Below are 18,828 nucleotides of genomic sequence, written 5' to 3' on the forward strand. Positions count from 1 at the left end.
GCTAGAGCGAAGCCACAAAAGCTACTAGCGCGTCGCGATCATCCTCGTCGAGCTGACGTACAAATTCTTTTGCCTCGTGAGCTTCACCATCATGCCAGAGGATAGCTTCCAAAAGGTTGCGGGCCCGGCCATCGTGCAGATAAAAGGTGTGGTTATTCGTAGTTTCGACCAAGCCAATGCCCCACAGTGGTGGCGTACGCCACTCTTGCCCGCTCGCTTCAAAGTCAGGGCGCATATCACTCAGCGCCGGGCCCATATCGTGAAGCAACAGATCGGTGTAAGCGTGAATGGTTTGGTTGTTGTGTTCCTCATGAACAGAACTGTTGCCAGTCAACTGCTGAGGCAAGTGGCAGCTCGCACACTGCCCTTGGTAAAACAAGCGTTCACCTTGTTGCTCTAGGGCACCCTCGACATTGCGCCGAGCCGGGACAGCCAGCAAACTGAGGTAAGTGGTGATTTTATCGAGAAATTCGCCGCTCACATCTGGCGGGTCGCCAAGGGTTGCTGCTTCTTGACAGTCTGCTTGTGACTCACTACAGCTATTGTTCTCGAATAGCGGCGTCGTGAGACCAATATCTCCATTAAAGGCACCGGCAATCTGTTGTTTTAGTGTGGGTTCATTGGCCTTCCAGCCCAAGCGACCGAGCATTTTAGTTTGAGATTCTTCACTCCAAACATAGTTGGGTCGCCCAGAAATGCCATCTCCATCTAGATCTTCGGGATCAGCTTGTTGCACAATATCTGCTTCTGGAATGTTTTCTAAGAGTCCCAATCCGAAGACAGCAGGCGAAACCCGCGGAGAAAACAGCACATCGTCTCCCAAGGGGCCATAGCCCAACTCGGTGAACTTATAGCTCGGTTTGCGTAGTGAAAAGTCCGTGCCATCGGTAAACTGACCCGTCTCTTGCGTCCAAGTGATTTGAGTTTTTCCCTCGGCGCTCACGCCTAAAATGCCTTGCTCTTGTAGCTGAGCGCCGTAAACGGGGTGCGGTAGGGGACCCCCTTGCGCATTCTCACCCGGAATACTCAGCCGAATGAGCTTAGAGAGCATGCGCGTTTCGCCCGCAATCGGGGGCCTGCCTCGACCATCGCGAATGTGGCAACCCGCGCAAGAATTGCGGTTAAACAATGGACCGAGGCCATCCAAACTGGCGACAGACCCCGGCGCTTGTACCCACTGGGTATTAAATAGGCGATCGCCAAAGGAAAACACCCGCCGCCGCCGTCGATCCAGATTTGGAATGGGCTGTGCAAACGCTGTTCTGGTGAACTTGAAGCTAGTGGCATATTCACCAGCGGAGAGTTCTGTCCGGTTTTCTAAAATCTGAGCTTCTAACCGGGGATCTAGACCATCTTCCGCCATGCTAAGCAAGGGAAAAATAATAACAACGCAAATCGTAAATAGCGCCAAGCCCCATTGCCACAGGTGTCTTCTCCTCATTACTCAGCCAGAATCTCCGCTTCTACACCGAGCGCAGAGCCAACCTCTACAATCAGCTCAGCTTGATCTTCTAAAGCGACTATCGCTGATTCCACTACAGCACGCTCCTCGCTGCCAGGGGGGGAGACCAGCACTTGGTCGAAAGGTGTAGAGATTTGAGCGATAGTCGTCTGAGTTTGATCTAAGGCTGCGATCATCTGTTGATTTAGCTCGGGAGCGACGCTCGCTAGCAGCTCATCAAGACCGATGCCCTGATAATCGCCATAGTCAGCGAAGTAGACATTGCGAATGCCAGCCGCGTTAAACACAAAGTCCTGGTAAGTGGTATCGCTAAAGCAGGAATGCTCATCTTCTTGATCGCCGCTATCTAGAGAAACAGCCATCCGTTCCGAAGCCATTTCAAAGGCGCTCAAAGTAGCTAAGGATGTTAAAACCTTCCCTAACGTCTCTTGGGGATCTTGAGCGACAAATTCGGCCCGGTAGTTATCACTACCCGGCTGCCACTCCGTTTCGAGAAAGGTTAAATCTTCAATTAGCTGATCAGTGACCAGGTTGAGGTATTCGCGGCGGCGATCGTTATTGCCTTTGCCTGCGACAAAGTCTTCATAGCTGCGCTGCCCAGGGCCGTCAGCATTGAAATCTTGACCCCAAAGTAAAAATTCGATGGCATGCCAGCCGGTGGTGACGTCGGCTTCGTCAGAGACCTGATCGTTTTCTAGGACGTTAGCGGTAGAAATCTCAAAGCTTGGGTCGTTGATCACACCGCTATCTGCCTTGCCCTGCACATAGTCAATAAAAGCTTCGTTCATGGGCCAAGCATTGATGCGACCTTCTGGGCCTTCTTCGCCCGTTTCGAGATCGATAAAGTCGATAGGCCCTTCATAGAAACGGAAAGCTTCGGTTTGTAGGTAACTTTGGCGAGCTTCTGTCCAAGCGGCTTTGGCAGCTTGGTGAGTGTCGACGTTGGGATTGTCTAGGAATGTGGCGATCGCCCTTTGCATCATCACAGCATCGGCCTTAGAGCTCCTGTAAGTGCGGTAGACCAATTCTGCGTAGCTCTCGATGTAAGGCGTGAGGTCACCCGCTTGAGCAAGCAGAGGGTCGGCGGCAGGGGCGACGGTAGGGGCGACGGTAGGCGTCACTGCCTTTACAGATGGAGAAACTGCTACAGCCAGGGATGCAGAGACAATAAGTGCAATACCGAAATGAGGGAAGCGCGATTGAAGAGGCATAATCAATCAGAGAATGGTTATCAACAGAGATAATGGGGCAATCATGTAGCTGAGATACGCTCTGTTGTGACTGTCTTTGCTAGCGAGAATTAAATCTTAGCAGCATAAGCTCTGCAAAACAGAAAGGCTCTAACAGCTCATAAGCTCATTTCTCTCTGGGGTTCGTCCTTGGCCAGAGATTAGGCTTACAGAAACAAATCTGCTAGAAGCAAAATAGAGCCAAGCTCATTAGAGCATAGTAATCACGCTGCTATTGATAAGAATTCTTATCAAGAAATAAAACTTTTTGTCCAACTTGTAACGCTGCTTTGCAATTCAAGCTGCAGTGAAGTGCTTCCGTCTAGCATGCCTTTTTGCGTTCATACCTTTCTTTCCTACTGCTCGCTTGTACAGCGAGCGACTGACAACACCTACAAGCAGCATCGCAATCGCACAGCTCACATACAGCACTGAACTGTCCGCACCCGCACCCATGTCAACATATAGCCAAGCGGCTGCGGAGATGATGCCGTCATCGGTTCTAAAACTCGATCAGCTAAGGGGTATGCTAGTAAAGCTGCCAGGGCGCTCACAATTTGCATGATGAGATCATTGGCGGCAAACACGCGGCCTTGAATGTCTGGTTTTGTGGCTTCCATCCAGAGCTCAGTTTCAGAACTGCCTAGTAGGGAAAAATTGAAGGATGAACAGAATTGGGCCGGTAGCCAGATAAGAGGCGATCGCCCCAAACCAAACACGAATTTACTGAGCCCTGCACCGATAAACCCAATCAATAGTCCTTTCGTACGCTACTTTGGCCCACCCTAAGCGCTGAGGATAATCGCGCCAGTAGCACCGCCGATACTTGCTGCGGTTGCAGTACTCGCTAGCACAAACCTGTATACACCGCAGTTTGCGTATGTCTGCACGGCAAGTTGCAATCAGTTTCTCTAACTCTCGTTTCCCACCGAAGTGAGAAAGTAAAACCCGATAATCTTTGAGCTGATAGCGCTGCCACCACTGAATCTTTGTTAGGATCAGAGTAGAGCGGAAGCGGAATCAAAATAGCGCCATAACCCGCTGAGCGAATGGTCTCCAGATTTTCGATGATGTCGCTGTAACACTAGTTAAAGGCCTGAAGAATAACATTCTGCATAGTGTTATTGGAGTTGCCGCAGCCACTGGTGACCAATCAGAGAGCAATCGGGCGCAATAGCTTGATACATTGAGAAGTATCCAAAGCGAGGAGCTTGGGTCATGAGATTGTGCAGATAGGTCGTGCCGCTACGCCAGTGGCCAATCATAAAAATAGGTGAGTGCTTTATCTGAGTCTGAGCGATCTTACGGCCGTAGAAGAGTTTTTCAGCGAGCCGCAGTGGCCAGCTCACGAAGCTAGACGTTATCATCCATAGCAAACGCAACAGATACTTGGGGTGAATCCCAACCGTATAGTGGGCGACTCGCAGAAGGTTGCGCAGCCGGGGAAATCCAAGCATGCCGATCTGATAACCTAGATTGCGACGTATTTGTGAGAGCTTAGGTGTTGGATTGCTCATTGCAGTCATGTTTGTTATTTCCTATTTCTTTCTTTCTGCTTGTTGCTTCCTAGGAAAGCGAAATAAACTTTTTGAGACTTCACATCGAGAAAGATGTCGCTACTGAACACTCAAGCTCACAGCTTAGGCTCACAAGTCAAGTTACAACTTAGGGATGGTCAATCATTGGGTAGCACTTAACTTTTTATCCTTTATCAGGCAGGAATCTGTTTTACTAAGTCGTCCCCAGGAATAATTGTTGATGTAAAAATGAACTTTTTATCCTTCTGATAACGCAAGTCTTGCTTAATTAGGGCCATAAATTGCCTGTGATCAGCCCGAGAGCGTGCTATCAAACAACCTGCCGAGGCTTTCCCCACATGACTGACTGGATTGTCATAACCACTGTGTTGGTTAATCCCAAAGTAACCTGTATCTAGCTTGTCGCCGGTCCGGATGCCATTTTTATCGAAATCACGATGGACAGTCACGACTCCACCTGTCTGGACTAAAGCCTCGTGAGGCTCACTATTGCCATGTATCCCCACTTGCCAAGCAGTATATTGACTAAACTGGATGCGAGCAGCACCCTTAGAATTCATGGGGTATTTCACATAGTAACTACCAGGTTCTGTGCTTGCTAGCCAAGGACCACCGACAATTTTGGGGTGCCCATCGATCATCTCAATTACTAGACGAATATCGTTAAACACGTTATCCGAATCACTGTTGAGGCTACCATTAGGGTTCATACCCTCTATATATACAATGTTGTATTTGCGCAAACCTTCAAAAATCGTATACCCCTTACTGTCCATGTAGGAGAGAATTCGGCTAGCTAAGTCCTTACCGGAAAATCGGGGCGAGACCGCTTTTGACTTCGGAGCAGGCTCTGTTGCAGTAGCATTATGAGTGATTGAAACGACCATTGGTACATTATCACCTTGCCCTTTAAACCAATCAAACGGAATATCTAAAGCTTGTTCACCGTTATGGTCTCGTAAGTCTACCTTTTTCAGGTATTTCCCACCTTCCATTAGGTAAAGACTTTTTTCGGTTAGTTTTAACCAAGACATCGTAAGTAGCCTCCTTGATTTATGTTTTTGTTAGGCCCTATAGCGTCGCCTCAATCAGGCCTTCTATGCTTGACAAGTTAGCGCTCAAAAGGGAAGAAATCGGGATAAATAATGGGGTTTTCCATAAGATGTTGGCCTTCACGACGAATATATTTCAATCGGACAAACCTGTGCTAGTGGGTGCAAGACCCAATGACGGTCTATTTTGTGCTGCAAGTGTTAGCTAAAACTGACAGTTTTTGAATCATCAGAAACCTCAGCTGCCTCCGTTCAGATCCAAGAAGAGTTAACTTGGATTTAACTTAGGACTAAGTTGTTGCGATCGCCTCTGATAGCCAACGTTGTTGGAAATAAGTTGATGTCTTCGAGAGATAAAGCGGACTCTCTGGTCACTTCTTTGTTGTACTAATGCATTTGCTGGAGAGGTGGCCAGAGAGCTGTCCCTCTTTTGAAGTATCTTCTTGCTCGACGCAAGGTGTTCGCTTGCCGTAGTTAACTAGATTGCACCAGTCAAGTTCACAATTTAGGCTTACTAGTTAAGTCACCACTTAAGCCAGTTTGTTTATGCCTGAACAACAAAGCTATTAGCATCCAGTGTGGGCGCGCCTTCGATAGTGGCAAACTGAGCACCGCCGCCAAATTCTGCGTCAGCACCGTTCGAGTTGTAATACAAGTGACCCGTATTTGCGCCATAAACAATTAGGGCATCGCTTACGGCAGCGGCTTCTACGCTATCGACAACGGCGAACTCACTGGCGGATAACCCCCCGCCAATTTTGCTGGTCAACGCGGTAAAGATCGTGGCATCGAGCACAATGCTGTCAGTGCTCTCGAAGTTTTGGATCATATTTGTCCCAATATCTGCTGCATTAAAGGCCGCGCCGGTATCAAAGCCAAACAAATCGGAACCACCACCGCCAATAAGAATGTCATTACCGCCAGCACCAATCAACAAGTCAGCACCGTCGCCGCCGATAAGAATATCGTCACCGTCACCGCCGATAAGAATGTCGTCACCAGCACCCCCATCAGCAGTAATCGGTGTGGCCGTACCACTACCATTCAGAAAATCATTGCCGTCGCCGCCTGAGAAGAGAACGGATTGAACCCCGCCGCCAGTGAGGTCACCCACTGTAAATGAGTCATCACCGCCTTGGCCATTAATTTCAAACTGCTCAACCTCTTCGTTAGTTAAGGTAAATAGCCCCAGATTGAATCGATTGAAAATAGCCTGACCGTCAACTGCGCGCAAGTCAAACTCATCGCCAGCAACGTCAGCACCGTTAACTTGGGTAACATCAAAGTCTGCGCCACCGTTGATGAAGTCACTACCGTCACCGTTATTCCAGATAAAGCGGTCATCACCGTCTTCTAAGTAGGCGGTATCATCCCCCCGTTGACCCACAACGATGTCATCACCGCCGCCTGCGAAAAACGTATCTTCGGCAGAGCCGCCCTGCAACAGATCGTCACCTTCACCCCCAAAAGCCTCAAGGGTGGTCGAGCTTTCTCTGGCGTCTAACACATCATTGCCGTCGCCGCCCGAGAAGATAACTTTTTGAACCTTGCTGCTGAGATCGTCCACTGTTAGTGAGTCATCACCGCCTTGGCCATTAATCTCAAACTGTTCAATCTTATTGTTGGTTAGGGTAAATAGCCTCAGATTGAGTCGATTAAAAATGGTTTGTCTGCCAACTTGACGCAAGTCAAACTCATCGCCAGCACCGTCGGCACCATTCACTTCGGTAATGTCAAAGCCTCTACCACCGTTAATGAAGTCACTGCCGTCACCGTTATTCCAAATAAAGCGGTCATCACCACCTTGTAGGTAAGCAGTATCATCCCCCCGTTGACCTACAACGAGGTCATCACCACCACCTGCAAGAAACGTATCTTCGGCAGAGCCACCCTGCAACAAATCGTCGCCTTTCCCCCCAAAAGCCTTGAGAGTGGTAGAACTTTCTCTGGCGTCTAATACATCGTTGCCTTTGCCGCCTGAGAAGACAACTTTTTTAACCCCGCTGCCGCTGAGGTCGCCCACTGTCAGTGAGTCATCACCGCCTTGGCCATTAATCTCAAACTGCTCAATCTTTTCGTTAGTCAGGGTGAAAAGTCCTAGATTGAGTCGATTAAAAATGGCCTGACCGTCAACTGCGCGCAAGTCAAACTCATCGCCAGCACCGTCGGCACCGTTCACTTCGGTAATGTCAAAGCCTGCGCCACCTTTGATGAAGTCACTACCGTCACCGTTGTTCCAAATAAAGCGGTCATCACCACTCCCTAAAAAGGCGACATCATCGCCAGTTTGACCAATCACAATATCGTTGCCATTGCCGGCAAAAACGACATCGGTGCCATCGCCACCTAAGACAGTATCGTCACCGCCGCTCGTCAGGAAGATATCGTCTCTATCGCCACCTTGAAGATTATCATCTCCGTTGCCACCAATAAAGATGTCACCGAGATCGTCGATTGTAGGGGCGTCTTTAAACAGGCTACCTACAATTTCGTTTACCAGAAGCGTTAGAAAGCTGTTCATTTTTGGATTTCCTTTAGTTTTTAGAGGACTGAAAACACTCTCGAAAAACGACGCATGCTAACAATCCTGACGAAAAATCAGGACGGTTTATACGAAGCGTTTTAGTGAGAGAAAGCGTTGATTTGTGTTACGACTGAGTAACCGCAGAACGCTCGCTTGCCGCGTTTGCTTGTTTCTATTACACAGTCTGAGAGGCTACGTTATAGGCTACGAAAGGTTGACTTATGGCTGACTTCTGTTCATTACTCAGCTACCAGCTCAATCAATGGATTAGACTCACCCCATTTATCCCAATGGGTCACGACCCGATTACAAAAATCTCGTAATGTCTCCAAATGTCGATCATCGCTCGGGGGGATTGACCGTAGCCGTCGCTGCCAGACTAAGACTGACGGCATTGATTCCAGGCGACGATTTTGCCAATGGACAATATTCCACCCTGCCTGCTCTACCAAAGAGCGCAGCTGCGGTGAACTGTTCATTAGCATCGTCCCCCCAAAGTTTCGACTTGTAGGGTGACGATCCTGACAATGTGCTCGAATGACTAATTTCTTGCCAAACAGCCGTAGGCTCTTCAATAAACGCAGCTTATTCTGGATGTGGCAGAGGGACTCCATCATAATCATGCAGTCAAAATATCCTGGCGGCAATGTCTCTTCTACGTTCTCATGACGCACCTGTAGCCCTTGTGCTGTGCAGTACTGTGCTTGTGTTTTGCTGATAGTGATGCCCTCCACTTGGCAGCCTCGTTCTACCTGCAGCTGCAGGGCGGGACCACCCCAACCACAGCCAATGTCATAAACGCGGCTACCTCTAGGGATAAAAGGATACAGCTCGCTCACTGCCCGATTAAATGCTGCATCAATAGCATCATCCTCGTGGGGCAACTGTTGGCAATCCTCAAAAAGGCCAAAGTGATAATGCATCTTGTGACCTAACACCTGACGCCATAGATCGATGTGCTGTGTATCGTAAAATTTCCCTACCGATATCCGAGGATCTGTTGTTTTAGCCAACCCTGTTGTTCTAGCTGGTAGCCTAGAGAATAAGGTCTGTTCCATATGCTGCTGTATTTTTTGACTGTGAGTGCATACTCGCTCTTTTAGTGTTTGCAATGTATGGGGCCAACCCATGTTGGAACCTATATCCATAGGCGCTGAAAAATAGAGCGTAAACCCTGGCCCTCGGTCTTTTCCGTTAAAGGCAATATGCCGAAGCGGATAGTCTGCGTATGTTGCTATCCAAGCGTCTGATCCACCTATAGCAGTGACAAGCGATCGCAATGTCGAATCAAACTCAGACACCCGAGGATACCAGGGATAAATTAAATCCACCTGTAGTACCTGATCACCCCGGTGGCGTAGCCAGAATCCCGACATGCTTCGTAGCCGTTCGTGTTGTACTAATTGCTGCACCGCATCCACAAAGAGCGGATGCACTAACTCTACAGGGGTCTCTCCGGTGGGGGTTGCGGGCAAAAAATAAAACCCATAGTGATCCGTCTGCACGGCTGTCTGCTCAGAGTCTGAGCCCGAGTCTGAGCCAGACGCTACAGATCGCCATCGCCATGATCGGTAACGGTCTGTGGCGTTTGGCTCGCGAGTATGTAAATAGAGACGCCACTCAATTCCATGCTCTGTCCCATGATCTGTTAGAGCAACGCTGATGCCCTGTCTCACGGAGATGGGTGATTGCGTTTCCTGTATGGTTTGAACAGAAGGTGGGGCTGCGATCGCTTTCAGCAATTGGGCAACGCTGGCAAAGCTCTCTAGCGACTCCTGACTTTCCGCTTCTTCGCTTTTCTCTACCCAACAGGTCATGCGATCGCCATCAGACATTGTCCCCGCTCCAACTCTCAGCGACCATTCCAAAGTCACCTTTGGACAAGCTTTCAGGAATATGCCTATTTGTGCCAGCAAACTATCCAAAGACAGCTTCGCCAAAGACAGATTCTTAGGAGAAGCTGGCATCGTAGCGGAGGACAACATCATCATTTTAACCTCAAGCCTCCGATAGCGTAGAATCACTCCAGCCTAACTCAGGGTTTTGGCCTGCACCTTTGAAAAATCCCCAGTAGATCTTCATTTGGGACTTTAATTCATCTTCAGTAAACTCAAACCCATGTTGGGCCGCTAGTTGGCTAACCGCCGTCCAGTCTCCTTCTTTTACAAACAACAGATCTGGAGCAACCTGCGCCCGAAACGCTGAGTCTTTCAGTTTCTCTACAAAGCTATGAACATTTGATACTGACATGATCGTTCTCCTTAGTTTTTTGGTTTCTTTCAAGTACTCTCTAGGAGAGAATCTCTTAGAGAGTACTCTGTTCTTTTTTGTCTACCACTTTGTCGGATTCAAGTTGTCCTCGAAAAATTGTCCAACATCCTTCAAGAACTTCTCAACTTCCTTTGCTGCATAGCCAGCGCCCCGCAAAACAGTCTTCAGACCATCCCCGGCTAGGCCATAGGTGTCCTGGAGAAAATCACCGACTTCTCCCACGCCGTATCCGGCATATTTCAAGGCATCGGCGGCAACGTCAGCGGAGGCATTGTAGGCACTCTTGAGGGCATCACCCACTTCCTCTGCAGCATAGCCCGCATGATTCAGGGCCTCGGCGGCTACCCTTGCTGAGGCATCGTAGGCACTCTTGAGGGCATCACCCACTTCCTCCGCAGCATAGCCCGCGGCTTCCAAGACCTCGGCTGCCGCCTCCACGGTGAGATTAAAGGCATTTTCCATCGCCTCTGCCACTTCCTCTGCCGCATAGTTGGCACCCTCGAGTACCTGGGCCACGCCTTCAGCGGAAAGGTCATATGCAGCAGCAAGACCATTCGCGGCTGCCGTCGCACCCTTACCAAGGGTTCTATAGGCCTTGGCAGCCGCTTCTTTTGATGCCTTGTAAACATCATGAGCAACCACTGCCACTTCTCCACCAAAGTCAACCAGCCCGTCTTTGACGGCATTAGCCCACTCTTCGAGCGTCTCAAAGACACCACCCAAAAGGTCTAGGGCATTACCTTTAATTTGATCAACGACATGGTTGTACACGGCATCAAAGTCTTTAGGCGCAGCCTCTAAGGTCAGGGTCGGGAAAGTAACCGTCTTCCCATAGAGCCGGAAGTCTCCTTCAATGGAGGCGTAGAACCCTGCCGACTCGCCTGACCGGAAGGTGGCACTAGCATTAAAGCCAACATCTATGAGGGTAATCTCACCGAGCAATGTGTTCAGGCTCAAATTCAGGTTAAAGTCAATGCTACCGAGAGCTTCAAAGTCGCCATCGCCGTACGAGAAGCGTAAGTTTGTAGAGAGCAACTTACCTAACCTGCGATTGAGGATGAACAACATCCCGTCTTCGCCCACGTCTACGAACAGTTCTTGACTGAGGCCCAGAAACTCAATTTTCGAAGAAATATAGAGGTCGGGCGTTTCAGTGGGTGAAATCCGCAAACGCATCTTCGGCGCGGCCTCTCCTTGCGCGCCCGTTATCTTCAACACATTTGCAATGTTGAGTGGGTCCATGTCTGCAGCAGCCGTGATGCCATCAAAGGTATCCACGTTTAGATACATGCTCGCCTGCCAGCCAAAGACCGCTAGTTTGCCTGCAATGGTGACGCCTTCATCTCGAAAATGGACGCCCCCAATTGAGGTTGCACTGGGCACAATGCTGAGCTTGACATCTTCTAGGGCCACATCCAGCGCTTTGTTCATTGCCCGCCGGAGGTTGCCTGGCAGTGCCTGATACGCAATAAACGTAGCCGGGGTCATGGCAGTCATAATCTGGATCATCGTAATCTGCTCGGTTGCCCCTGCCAGCACGAACTGATCCGGATCGTTGGTATCTACCAGGATAGAAATTTGACCATCCACGTCGCCAATTTTCATGTTGGCATGAATGCCTACGTTGTCCACAAAGGGAAACAAATAGGTAAACCCAACCTGCAGTGCAAATTGTCGAATCGTGATGCCAGGAATCCCGAAGGGGTCTTTCCACTCTCCTGTGTTCTGAATAGATCCAGAGAGATCACCTTGCGGACTGCGACCTGTCCCATTCATGGTAAATGAGCCTGTGATAGATTCCAGCTCAACCTTCACGCCGCCAGTAAAGACTAGGTGAGTGTCTTCTCCTTTCTCTTTGAGCGTAACCACCAAGTCATTAGACATGGAAATAGCAGGTTCTGGTGGCTTTCCTTTCACGGAGATACCCACATCCGAGCGAGTAAAGCGCAGCTTAAAATTGGCACCATCTACGAGCGTGATATCTCGCTGAATCGCACCTTCTAGTAAATATTCAGGTGTTGCACCCGCGGTATCTACTGCCGCATGTAACGCGAGCTCTCGCACTTTGAGCAAATCACCAATAAAGCGAATGCCAGGATCATCCGATTCAGCAATTTTCAGATTGCCGAAGAAGTTGAATCCTTCGTTAATTCCTGAGTCGAGACTCGGATCGTATAGGGTACTGGCTGTCGCTGCAATCAAAGTTGGCCCAGAGAGTTTTAGGCCCTGAAGTAGGGGCACGCCTGGCAAAAACGTCCCAATTCCCAACTCTTTAGAGAGAATATATTTAAAGACGCAGTGGGGTCTCCCCTTGTAGTGAAAGAAGTCAGCATATTCTAGTTTTGCGGCCTCTGAGCCAAAGAGCGTTACGTCTCCTGAAATCTTTAAGGCATGGTCTTCGGGCGTTGCTAAATTGTCGTTTGTCGAGGGATCTTCTGAAACCTCCATACCCGGAATGCCGACGATGCCTGGAGACCCTTGAACAAATTCAATTTTGGGATTGCGGATAGGGGTAAGAACATCCAAGATCGAGCTAACCAGATCGGCCATGATGCCGTAGTCCCCTAGCATTGACTTATTTAGGGTAAGAGATCCCTCTTTAATCTGTGATTGCAGCCGCAGCATCAGATCATACTGTGGCAACGCGCCGGACGACACGAGCTGCGACAGGGGTTGACCGGGAATATCCTCTGGAGGAGATTGTTCGTAGCCGTTGCCAAGGGTGCTGCCGATCTCCCTATAGGTTTCAGCCTCTAAGCGTGTGGTTATCTGTTCAGCCTCGGAAGGTAGATCAACGGCTGGTGGGGAGCCTGAGGGCGGTTCGCTAATGTCAATGGGTCTGGCGATGGGGGTTGCGATGGGTGGTCGCTGGGGGGTAGGCCGGGTGGTAGGCTTGGGTCTGGAGCTGGTAGGTCTAGGTCTAAAGATGGTAGGTCTAGGTCTAGAGCTGGTAGGTCTGCGTTTTGATTGCTGTGTCATTGATATAGCCTTGCTAAATTAAAATGTTGTTGGACATCAATTGATGTCTTCAAGAGACAATTGATGTCTTTAAGAGATAGTCAGCGTTAGAAAATCTAAAGCAAGCCTGCAATTGGTTGCTCCGGTTGACCGCTCCGGATGACCGCTCTATGCGATCCAGTAAACCGAGCGAGAGGCTAGCTTAAAGACTAGAAATCGCTAAGTTAGGGCTGACTTAGGGAGTGCGTGAAAATAATCTTTTCGGGCACGGTCTTAGCTTGCCGTAGCTGACTAGAGCGCACCAGTCAAGTTCACAGCTTAGGCTCACAAGTTAAGCCACAACTTAAGCTAGCGCTGGCATCGTGCGTCAGAAAATGGACAGGATGAGACTTTCAGCCCCTTTTCTTGATTGGAGGCTATGGTCACAAGTTAAAGTTTGAATCTTTATCACAACTTAAGTGCCCTATCATGTGGCAAGAGACCTAAAGCTGGATTGCTCGAGACTGTCATGCACTCTTGAGTACTGCATCTAATCTGAATCTCCATGGAAAAAAAGTCGAGAAGAGGAAAACGTAGACGTGGAGTGAGACTTTCTGCCCAGGGATGGGGGCGACTGCAAATAGCTGAAGCTCAGCAGGCTGCTAAAGACAACAATCGCCAACCCTATACATTAGAGGCGCTCACTGAAATTACTGGCCTGAGCATTAATACCCTGACGAAGGTCCGCTCCGGCAAGGCACCGGTTGATCGTCAGACGATTGCAGCCTACTTTGAAGCCTTTGGCCTGATGCCTACGGCTGAAGACTATGCTATTCCGGATGCCGTAGCAGGCAATGATCTCCTTTCAGACCCAAAGGATGCGATCGCCAATGTACAAATCGCCAACGTACAAGTTGATTGGGGCGAAGCCCCAGATGTCTCTATTTTTCATGGTCGCAGCGAAGAACTAGCCACTTTAACAGAATGGATACAGGTTGACCGCTGTCGACTAGTAGGAATATTGGGTATGGGGGGCATTGGAAAAAGTGCCTTGTCAGTGAAGTTGGCCCAGCAACTTCAGAATGAGTTCGACTATGTGATCTGGCGATCGCTACGGAACGCTCCCCCGTTAGATGACTTGTTACGGGATCTGGTGCTATTTTTATCTGAACAACAGGATATGGAGGCGACGCCGAATCGTCTCAGGCATTGGCTACAAGCCTCTCGCTGCCTGGTATTATTAGATAATGTCGAGACCATTCTTCAGGCAGGCAATCGGGCCGGGCACTATCGAGTTGGCTATGAACCCTATGGAGATCTGTTTCGAATGGTGGGTGAATCGCCGCACCAAAGCTGTGTACTGATCACTAGTCGCGAGAAACCGGCTGAAATTGCTACATTTGAAGGGATGGAGCTAGCAGTGCGATCGCTCCAACTACGCGGTTCCCTCACAAGCGCCTTAGGTGTTATTGAGAACAAAGATTTAGTGGGCAGCCTCCAGCAAAAACAACAACTTTGTGAACGCTATGGCTGTAGCCCACTAGCATTAAAAATTGTGGCTGGGTCTATTCATTCCTTATTTAACGGTGAGATCGCTCCCTTTTTGGATGAGGGCATATTTCTCTTTAATGGCACGCAACGGCTCCTTGATCAACAGTTTGAGCGACTCTCAGCCCTAGAGAAAACCATCATGTATTGGTTAGCCATCAACCGTGAGTGGACCTCTATTCAAACGCTGGCCAGCGATATGGTGCCTCCAGTTGCCCGAGCTAGCCTACTCGAAGCCCTCGAATCCTTGGGCTGGCGATCGCTGATTGAGCTACAATCTGGACGCTACACCCAACAACCTGTCGTGATGGAGTACATCACAGAACGTTTAATTGAACAGATTGTTGCTGAAATAACAGATCAAAAACCAGCACGACTAATCCAACATGCCTTACTTAAAACAACAGCAAATGACGTTGTTCAACAAACACAACTCAATCTTATCCTAGAGCCGATTTCGAACCAACTTTTAATCCATCTTGGTAGCGCCGAAGCTATTGCGGCGTCGCTTATTCAGTGCCTAACCTCTTTACGCGGACGCCTGCCCTCACAATCAGGTTATGCGGGCGGCAACGTGCTCAATCTGATGCGCCAACTACAGATTGACATGACAAACTATGACTTCTCCAATCTCACTATTTGGCAAGGTTATCTACAGGGCCTCAACCTACATAAAGCCAATTTTTCACAGGCCACCTTTTCACAAACAACTTTTTATGATGCCTTTAGTGGTATTCATACTGTTGCCGTAAGTCCAGATGGAAGCCTGTTTGCAGCCGCTGGTACCAGCGGTGTTATTCAACTTTGGCAAATGTCCAATGGCGAAGAATATGGTTGTTGTCGAGGGCACGATGCCTGGATCTGGTCGATTGCGTTTAGTCCAGATGGTCAGTGGCTAGCCAGCGGCAGTGCCGACCAAACCGTGAAGATTTGGGATGTTCACACTGGATGCTGCATGCTGACCTTGAAAGGACATACGAATTGGGTGAGATCCGTTGTGTTTAGCCCTGATAGCAAGATAGTTGCCAGCGGCAGTTCCGATCAGATGGTTAAACTTTGGGATGTGGAGAGGTGTTGTTGTCTTAAAACGCTGAAGGGGCATACGAACTACGTTCAAGGAGTCTCCTTTAGCCCGGATGGTCAGTTGATAGCATCCGCTGGCTGGGATCAAAGGGTCAATATTTGGGATGTAGAAAGCGGGGAATGCTTGCAAACCGTAGATGATAAAAACAGTTTTTGGTCGATTGCGTTTAGTCCAGATGGTGAGATGCTCGCCACTGGCAGTACGGATGAAACCGTTAGAATGTGGGATGTTCACACCGGACAGTGCCTGAAAACATTCACAGGCCATACCCATGCTGTTCGCTCGGTTACCTTTCGCCCTAACGGTCAGGAGCTGGTGAGTGGCGGTGGTGATCAAACGATAAAAATTTGGAATGTGCAGACTGGTCGTTGCCTAAAGACTCTCTCTGGTCATAGGAATTGGATTTGGTCGATTGTCTACAGTCCGGATGGCAGTTTGCTCGTCAGCGGCGGTGAGGATCAAACGGTCAGAATTTGGAACATCCAAACGGGGCACTGTTTGAAGTCGTTGACAGGCTATGCTAACGCTATTCGGGCAATTACCTTTAGTCCCGATGGGCAAACCCTCGTGAGTGGCAGCGATGATTACACTGTTAAGCTTTGGGACATAGAACAAGAACAGTGTCTACAAACGCTCACAGGTCACAAAAACTGGATTTTATCTGTTGCTGTTCATCCTGATAGTCGCTTAATTGCGAGTAGCAGCGCGGACCGAACTGTGAAAATTTGGGATATCCAGCGCAACCGCTGTGTGAGAACACTACCAGGGCACACCAATACCGTTTGGTCTGTTGCATTTAGTCCCAATCGTCAGATCCTCGCAAGTGGAGGGCATGACGGCAGCATTCACCTATGGGATATTCAAGACGGTCACCGTTTGGCGATTCTGAAACACCCCAGTCAGGTAAGATCGGTGGCCTTTAGCCCGGATGGACGAACGTTGGTCAGTGGTTCTTCTGATAAGCAAGTTCGGCTCTGGGATGTAGAAAGTGGTCAGTGCCTGCGGGTAATGTCAGGGCATAGCGGCATGGTTTGGACGGTTGCCTATCGTTCCAAGACTGTTGACTCCAAGACTGTTAATTCTAAGACTGATGGTTCTGATGAGCCTACAATAGCGAGTGCGAGTTCGGATAAAACCCTACGTCTTTGGCATGCCCAGAGCGGAGACTGTCTTAGAACATTGGAAGGGCACACAAATTGGATTTGGTCGATCGCGTTTAGCCCACAAGGGAATCTCTTGGCGAGTGGTAGCGCTGATAAAACTGTGAAGCTATGGGATGTCGATAATGGCAGGTGTCTAAAGACTTTGCTGGGACATGGCAATGTGGTGCGATCGCTGGCCTTCAGCCCAAAAGGAGATTATCTGGCCAGTGTCAGCGAAGATGAAACGATAAAGCTTTGGGATGTTAAAACAGGCAATTGCTTCAAAACGCTGAGGGGCGATCGCCCCTACGAAGGCATGGATATTACTGGAGCTAGCGGACTAACTGATGCTCAGAAAGCAACATTACAGGTTTTGGGCGCGATTGGAGCATAGACAACATGCTGCGCCTATGCCCATGCTACTGGGGCTTAGACCATGTCAAAACGGTTACTCCATTGCTTTTGAGCTGGGGATAGGCTGTATCTTCAACGCCTGGCATGTGTGAGTCCTTTTGGATAGGAGCTTGAATAGAGAAATTCTCCACTCTGAGCCCTGTGGTCCCAAAAGGACGCGTCTTGATGAGGTCAAATTTATATCACTCAAGCTGGCACCAGTAGTTCATTCGCACTGCTAATGACCCTTGAAATGTCTGTTAGTTAGTACTTTTTCTGAAGGTGCTTGAAATCGATGGCTATAATGTAGTCTTCACAATGGTTTCAGCCTTATGGCCCATTTTCTGTAATGTCGGGGTCGTAGGCCAAATGGGCTCTATAGAGTGAGCGCTTATATTAACAAAACAGCAAGCTTTTCACCGTTAAGGAAGACAGTCGGTATTACCGATCGCTGTCTGCTGTAGCCGGTTGCTGGGTAGCCATGCCCAGGCTTGCTCCCTCGACCATGCGTAGCTTGTCCATCACAGCAATAACCCGACCGTAATCAATAGTTTCATCTGCTTGCACAGTCACCAACGCTTCTGAACTATCTCCCATCTGTGCTTGAACTGTATCAGTCAACTCGTCTAGTTCAACAGGTTCTTTGTCAATAGAGATATTGCCATTGCCTTCAACGGTGACCGTAATGATAGCCTCTTGTTGAGACTGAGCGCTTTCAGCTTCTGGCAAATCTACAGAAAATCCTTCTGCGCGGGTCAAAAACAAGGTTGAAATGATGAAGAATGCCAGAATTGCAAAAATGACATCAATCATCGGCAAGATATTGATCGTCAAAGGCTCGTCTACTTCATTATCGACTACCTGCATAAGCCATCTCCTTAGTATTTAGCGCCTGATGGTGCCATTCGTACAAAATCTCTAGTTGACCACCATACTCTTGTAACAGAGCAATCTGTCGTCTGTAAAAGCCACGAAAGAGATTTGCAAACAACAACGTGAAGATTGCGACGATCATTCCGGCAGCGGTAGATACCAGGGCTTCACTGATACCACCAGTCACCAAACCCGTGTTTGCACCACTTAGCCCACCCAGATTTAGCGAGGAAAACGAGCGGATTAAGCCCAAAATAGTGCCCAACAAACCCAACAGTGGCGCAACAGCAACAATAGTTTCGAACACTGTGTTAAACCGCTTTAATAGCGGTAGCTCTGCTTGAGTTGCGCTCTCTAAAGCCAGCCGAAATTGATTGGGTGAAGCACCTTCTAGCTCCAGCGCTTCCAAAAAGATTCGAGATATTGGCAGATTGATATTTTGTTTTAGCCTGGAAAAAACAGCAGGGGGATTCGCTCTGTAGAGCTGCAAAACGTCTTTTACAATTTTGCGTTCTTGTTTTTTGATGCGGTACCAAAATAGACTGCGCTCAACGGTAACAGCGATCGCACAAAGAGAAAACACTAGCAGCGGCCACATGACGATGCCACCCGCTGCAAAAATTTCGCTCAAAGACATACAAACCGATTGAAAGAGGTTCTTACCTATCTAATCCTAATCGGGAACAAATATCAATAGTAAAATAAATATTTTACGTTATTGATTGCCTTGCATAGACTAGAAACCCTAACTTTAAAGGATTTTCTAGAAAGCGCG

12 protein-coding genes are annotated in these 18,828 nt (G+C 48.8%); 1 reads left to right on the forward strand and 11 read right to left on the reverse strand.

Annotation, left to right across the window (positions count from 1 at the left end):
- Position 1 precedes the first annotated feature (1 nt).
- The 9 genes from S7335_RS13840 to S7335_RS28445 all read right to left on the reverse strand — a co-directional run bounded on the left by S7335_RS13840 (position 2) and on the right by S7335_RS28445 (position 13,055).
- Positions 2 to 1,363, reverse strand: a complete 1,362-nt coding sequence (locus S7335_RS13840) for a di-heme oxidoredictase family protein (RefSeq protein WP_157620235.1) — start codon at positions 1,361 to 1,363, stop codon at positions 2 to 4.
- Positions 1,364 to 1,440: 77 nt separating this feature from the next.
- A complete protein-coding gene (locus tag S7335_RS13845) occupies positions 1,441 to 2,673 on the reverse strand; it encodes an imelysin family protein (RefSeq protein WP_006455360.1) in 1,233 nt (410 codons plus the stop codon).
- 437 nt (positions 2,674 to 3,110) lie between these two features.
- Positions 3,111 to 3,446: a hypothetical protein gene (locus S7335_RS13850; protein WP_050765882.1), complete on the reverse strand. Its 336-nt coding sequence runs from the start codon at positions 3,444 to 3,446 to the stop codon at positions 3,111 to 3,113.
- A 366-nt stretch (positions 3,447 to 3,812) separates the two neighbouring features.
- Entirely contained in the window at positions 3,813 to 4,217 is a 405-nt protein-coding gene (locus S7335_RS13855) for a sulfotransferase (RefSeq protein WP_006455572.1), read from the reverse strand.
- Positions 4,218 to 4,402: 185 nt separating this feature from the next.
- Positions 4,403 to 5,263, reverse strand: coding sequence for a hypothetical protein (locus S7335_RS13860; RefSeq protein WP_006455195.1), 861 nt, complete (start codon positions 5,261 to 5,263; stop codon positions 4,403 to 4,405).
- Positions 5,264 to 5,825: 562 nt separating this feature from the next.
- Positions 5,826 to 7,802 carry a calcium-binding protein gene (locus S7335_RS13865; RefSeq protein WP_006457361.1) on the reverse strand — a complete coding sequence of 659 codons (1,977 nt, stop codon included), beginning with the start codon at positions 7,800 to 7,802 and terminating at the stop codon, positions 5,826 to 5,828.
- 242 nt (positions 7,803 to 8,044) lie between these two features.
- On the reverse strand, positions 8,045 to 9,790 hold the full coding sequence (locus S7335_RS13870) for a methionine biosynthesis protein MetW (RefSeq protein WP_006456544.1): 1,746 nt from the start codon (positions 9,788 to 9,790) through the stop codon (positions 8,045 to 8,047).
- A 13-nt stretch (positions 9,791 to 9,803) separates the two neighbouring features.
- Positions 9,804 to 10,055 (reverse strand): Nif11-like leader peptide family natural product precursor, encoded by a 252-nt coding sequence (locus tag S7335_RS13875; protein WP_006456573.1) that lies wholly within the window; start codon positions 10,053 to 10,055, stop codon positions 9,804 to 9,806.
- Positions 10,056 to 10,136: 81 nt separating this feature from the next.
- Positions 10,137 to 13,055: a hypothetical protein gene (locus tag S7335_RS28445; protein ID WP_050765887.1), complete on the reverse strand. Its 2,919-nt coding sequence runs from the start codon at positions 13,053 to 13,055 to the stop codon at positions 10,137 to 10,139.
- Between the two features lie 562 nt (positions 13,056 to 13,617).
- On the opposite strand from S7335_RS28445, the gene S7335_RS13885 reads away from it, so the two are divergent.
- Complete coding sequence (locus S7335_RS13885) at positions 13,618 to 17,181, forward strand: NB-ARC domain-containing protein (protein ID WP_006453665.1); 3,564 nt, start codon at positions 13,618 to 13,620, stop codon at positions 17,179 to 17,181.
- A gap of 440 nt (positions 17,182 to 17,621) precedes the next feature.
- Here S7335_RS13885 and S7335_RS13890 read toward each other — a convergent pair whose 3' ends face one another.
- Together S7335_RS13890 and S7335_RS13895 are read right to left on the reverse strand one after the other, a co-directional pair.
- Complete coding sequence (locus S7335_RS13890; protein WP_006456200.1) at positions 17,622 to 18,047, reverse strand: biopolymer transporter ExbD; 426 nt, start codon at positions 18,045 to 18,047, stop codon at positions 17,622 to 17,624.
- On the reverse strand, positions 18,031 to 18,690 hold the full coding sequence (locus S7335_RS13895; RefSeq protein ID WP_038016244.1) for a MotA/TolQ/ExbB proton channel family protein: 660 nt from the start codon (positions 18,688 to 18,690) through the stop codon (positions 18,031 to 18,033). The genes S7335_RS13890 and S7335_RS13895 overlap by 17 nt, the downstream gene beginning before the upstream one ends.
- Between the last annotated feature and the right edge of the window lie 138 nt (positions 18,691 to 18,828).

The organism is Synechococcus sp. PCC 7335 (assembly GCF_000155595.1).
GTDB lineage: Bacteria > Cyanobacteriota > Cyanobacteriia > Phormidesmidales > Phormidesmidaceae > Phormidesmis.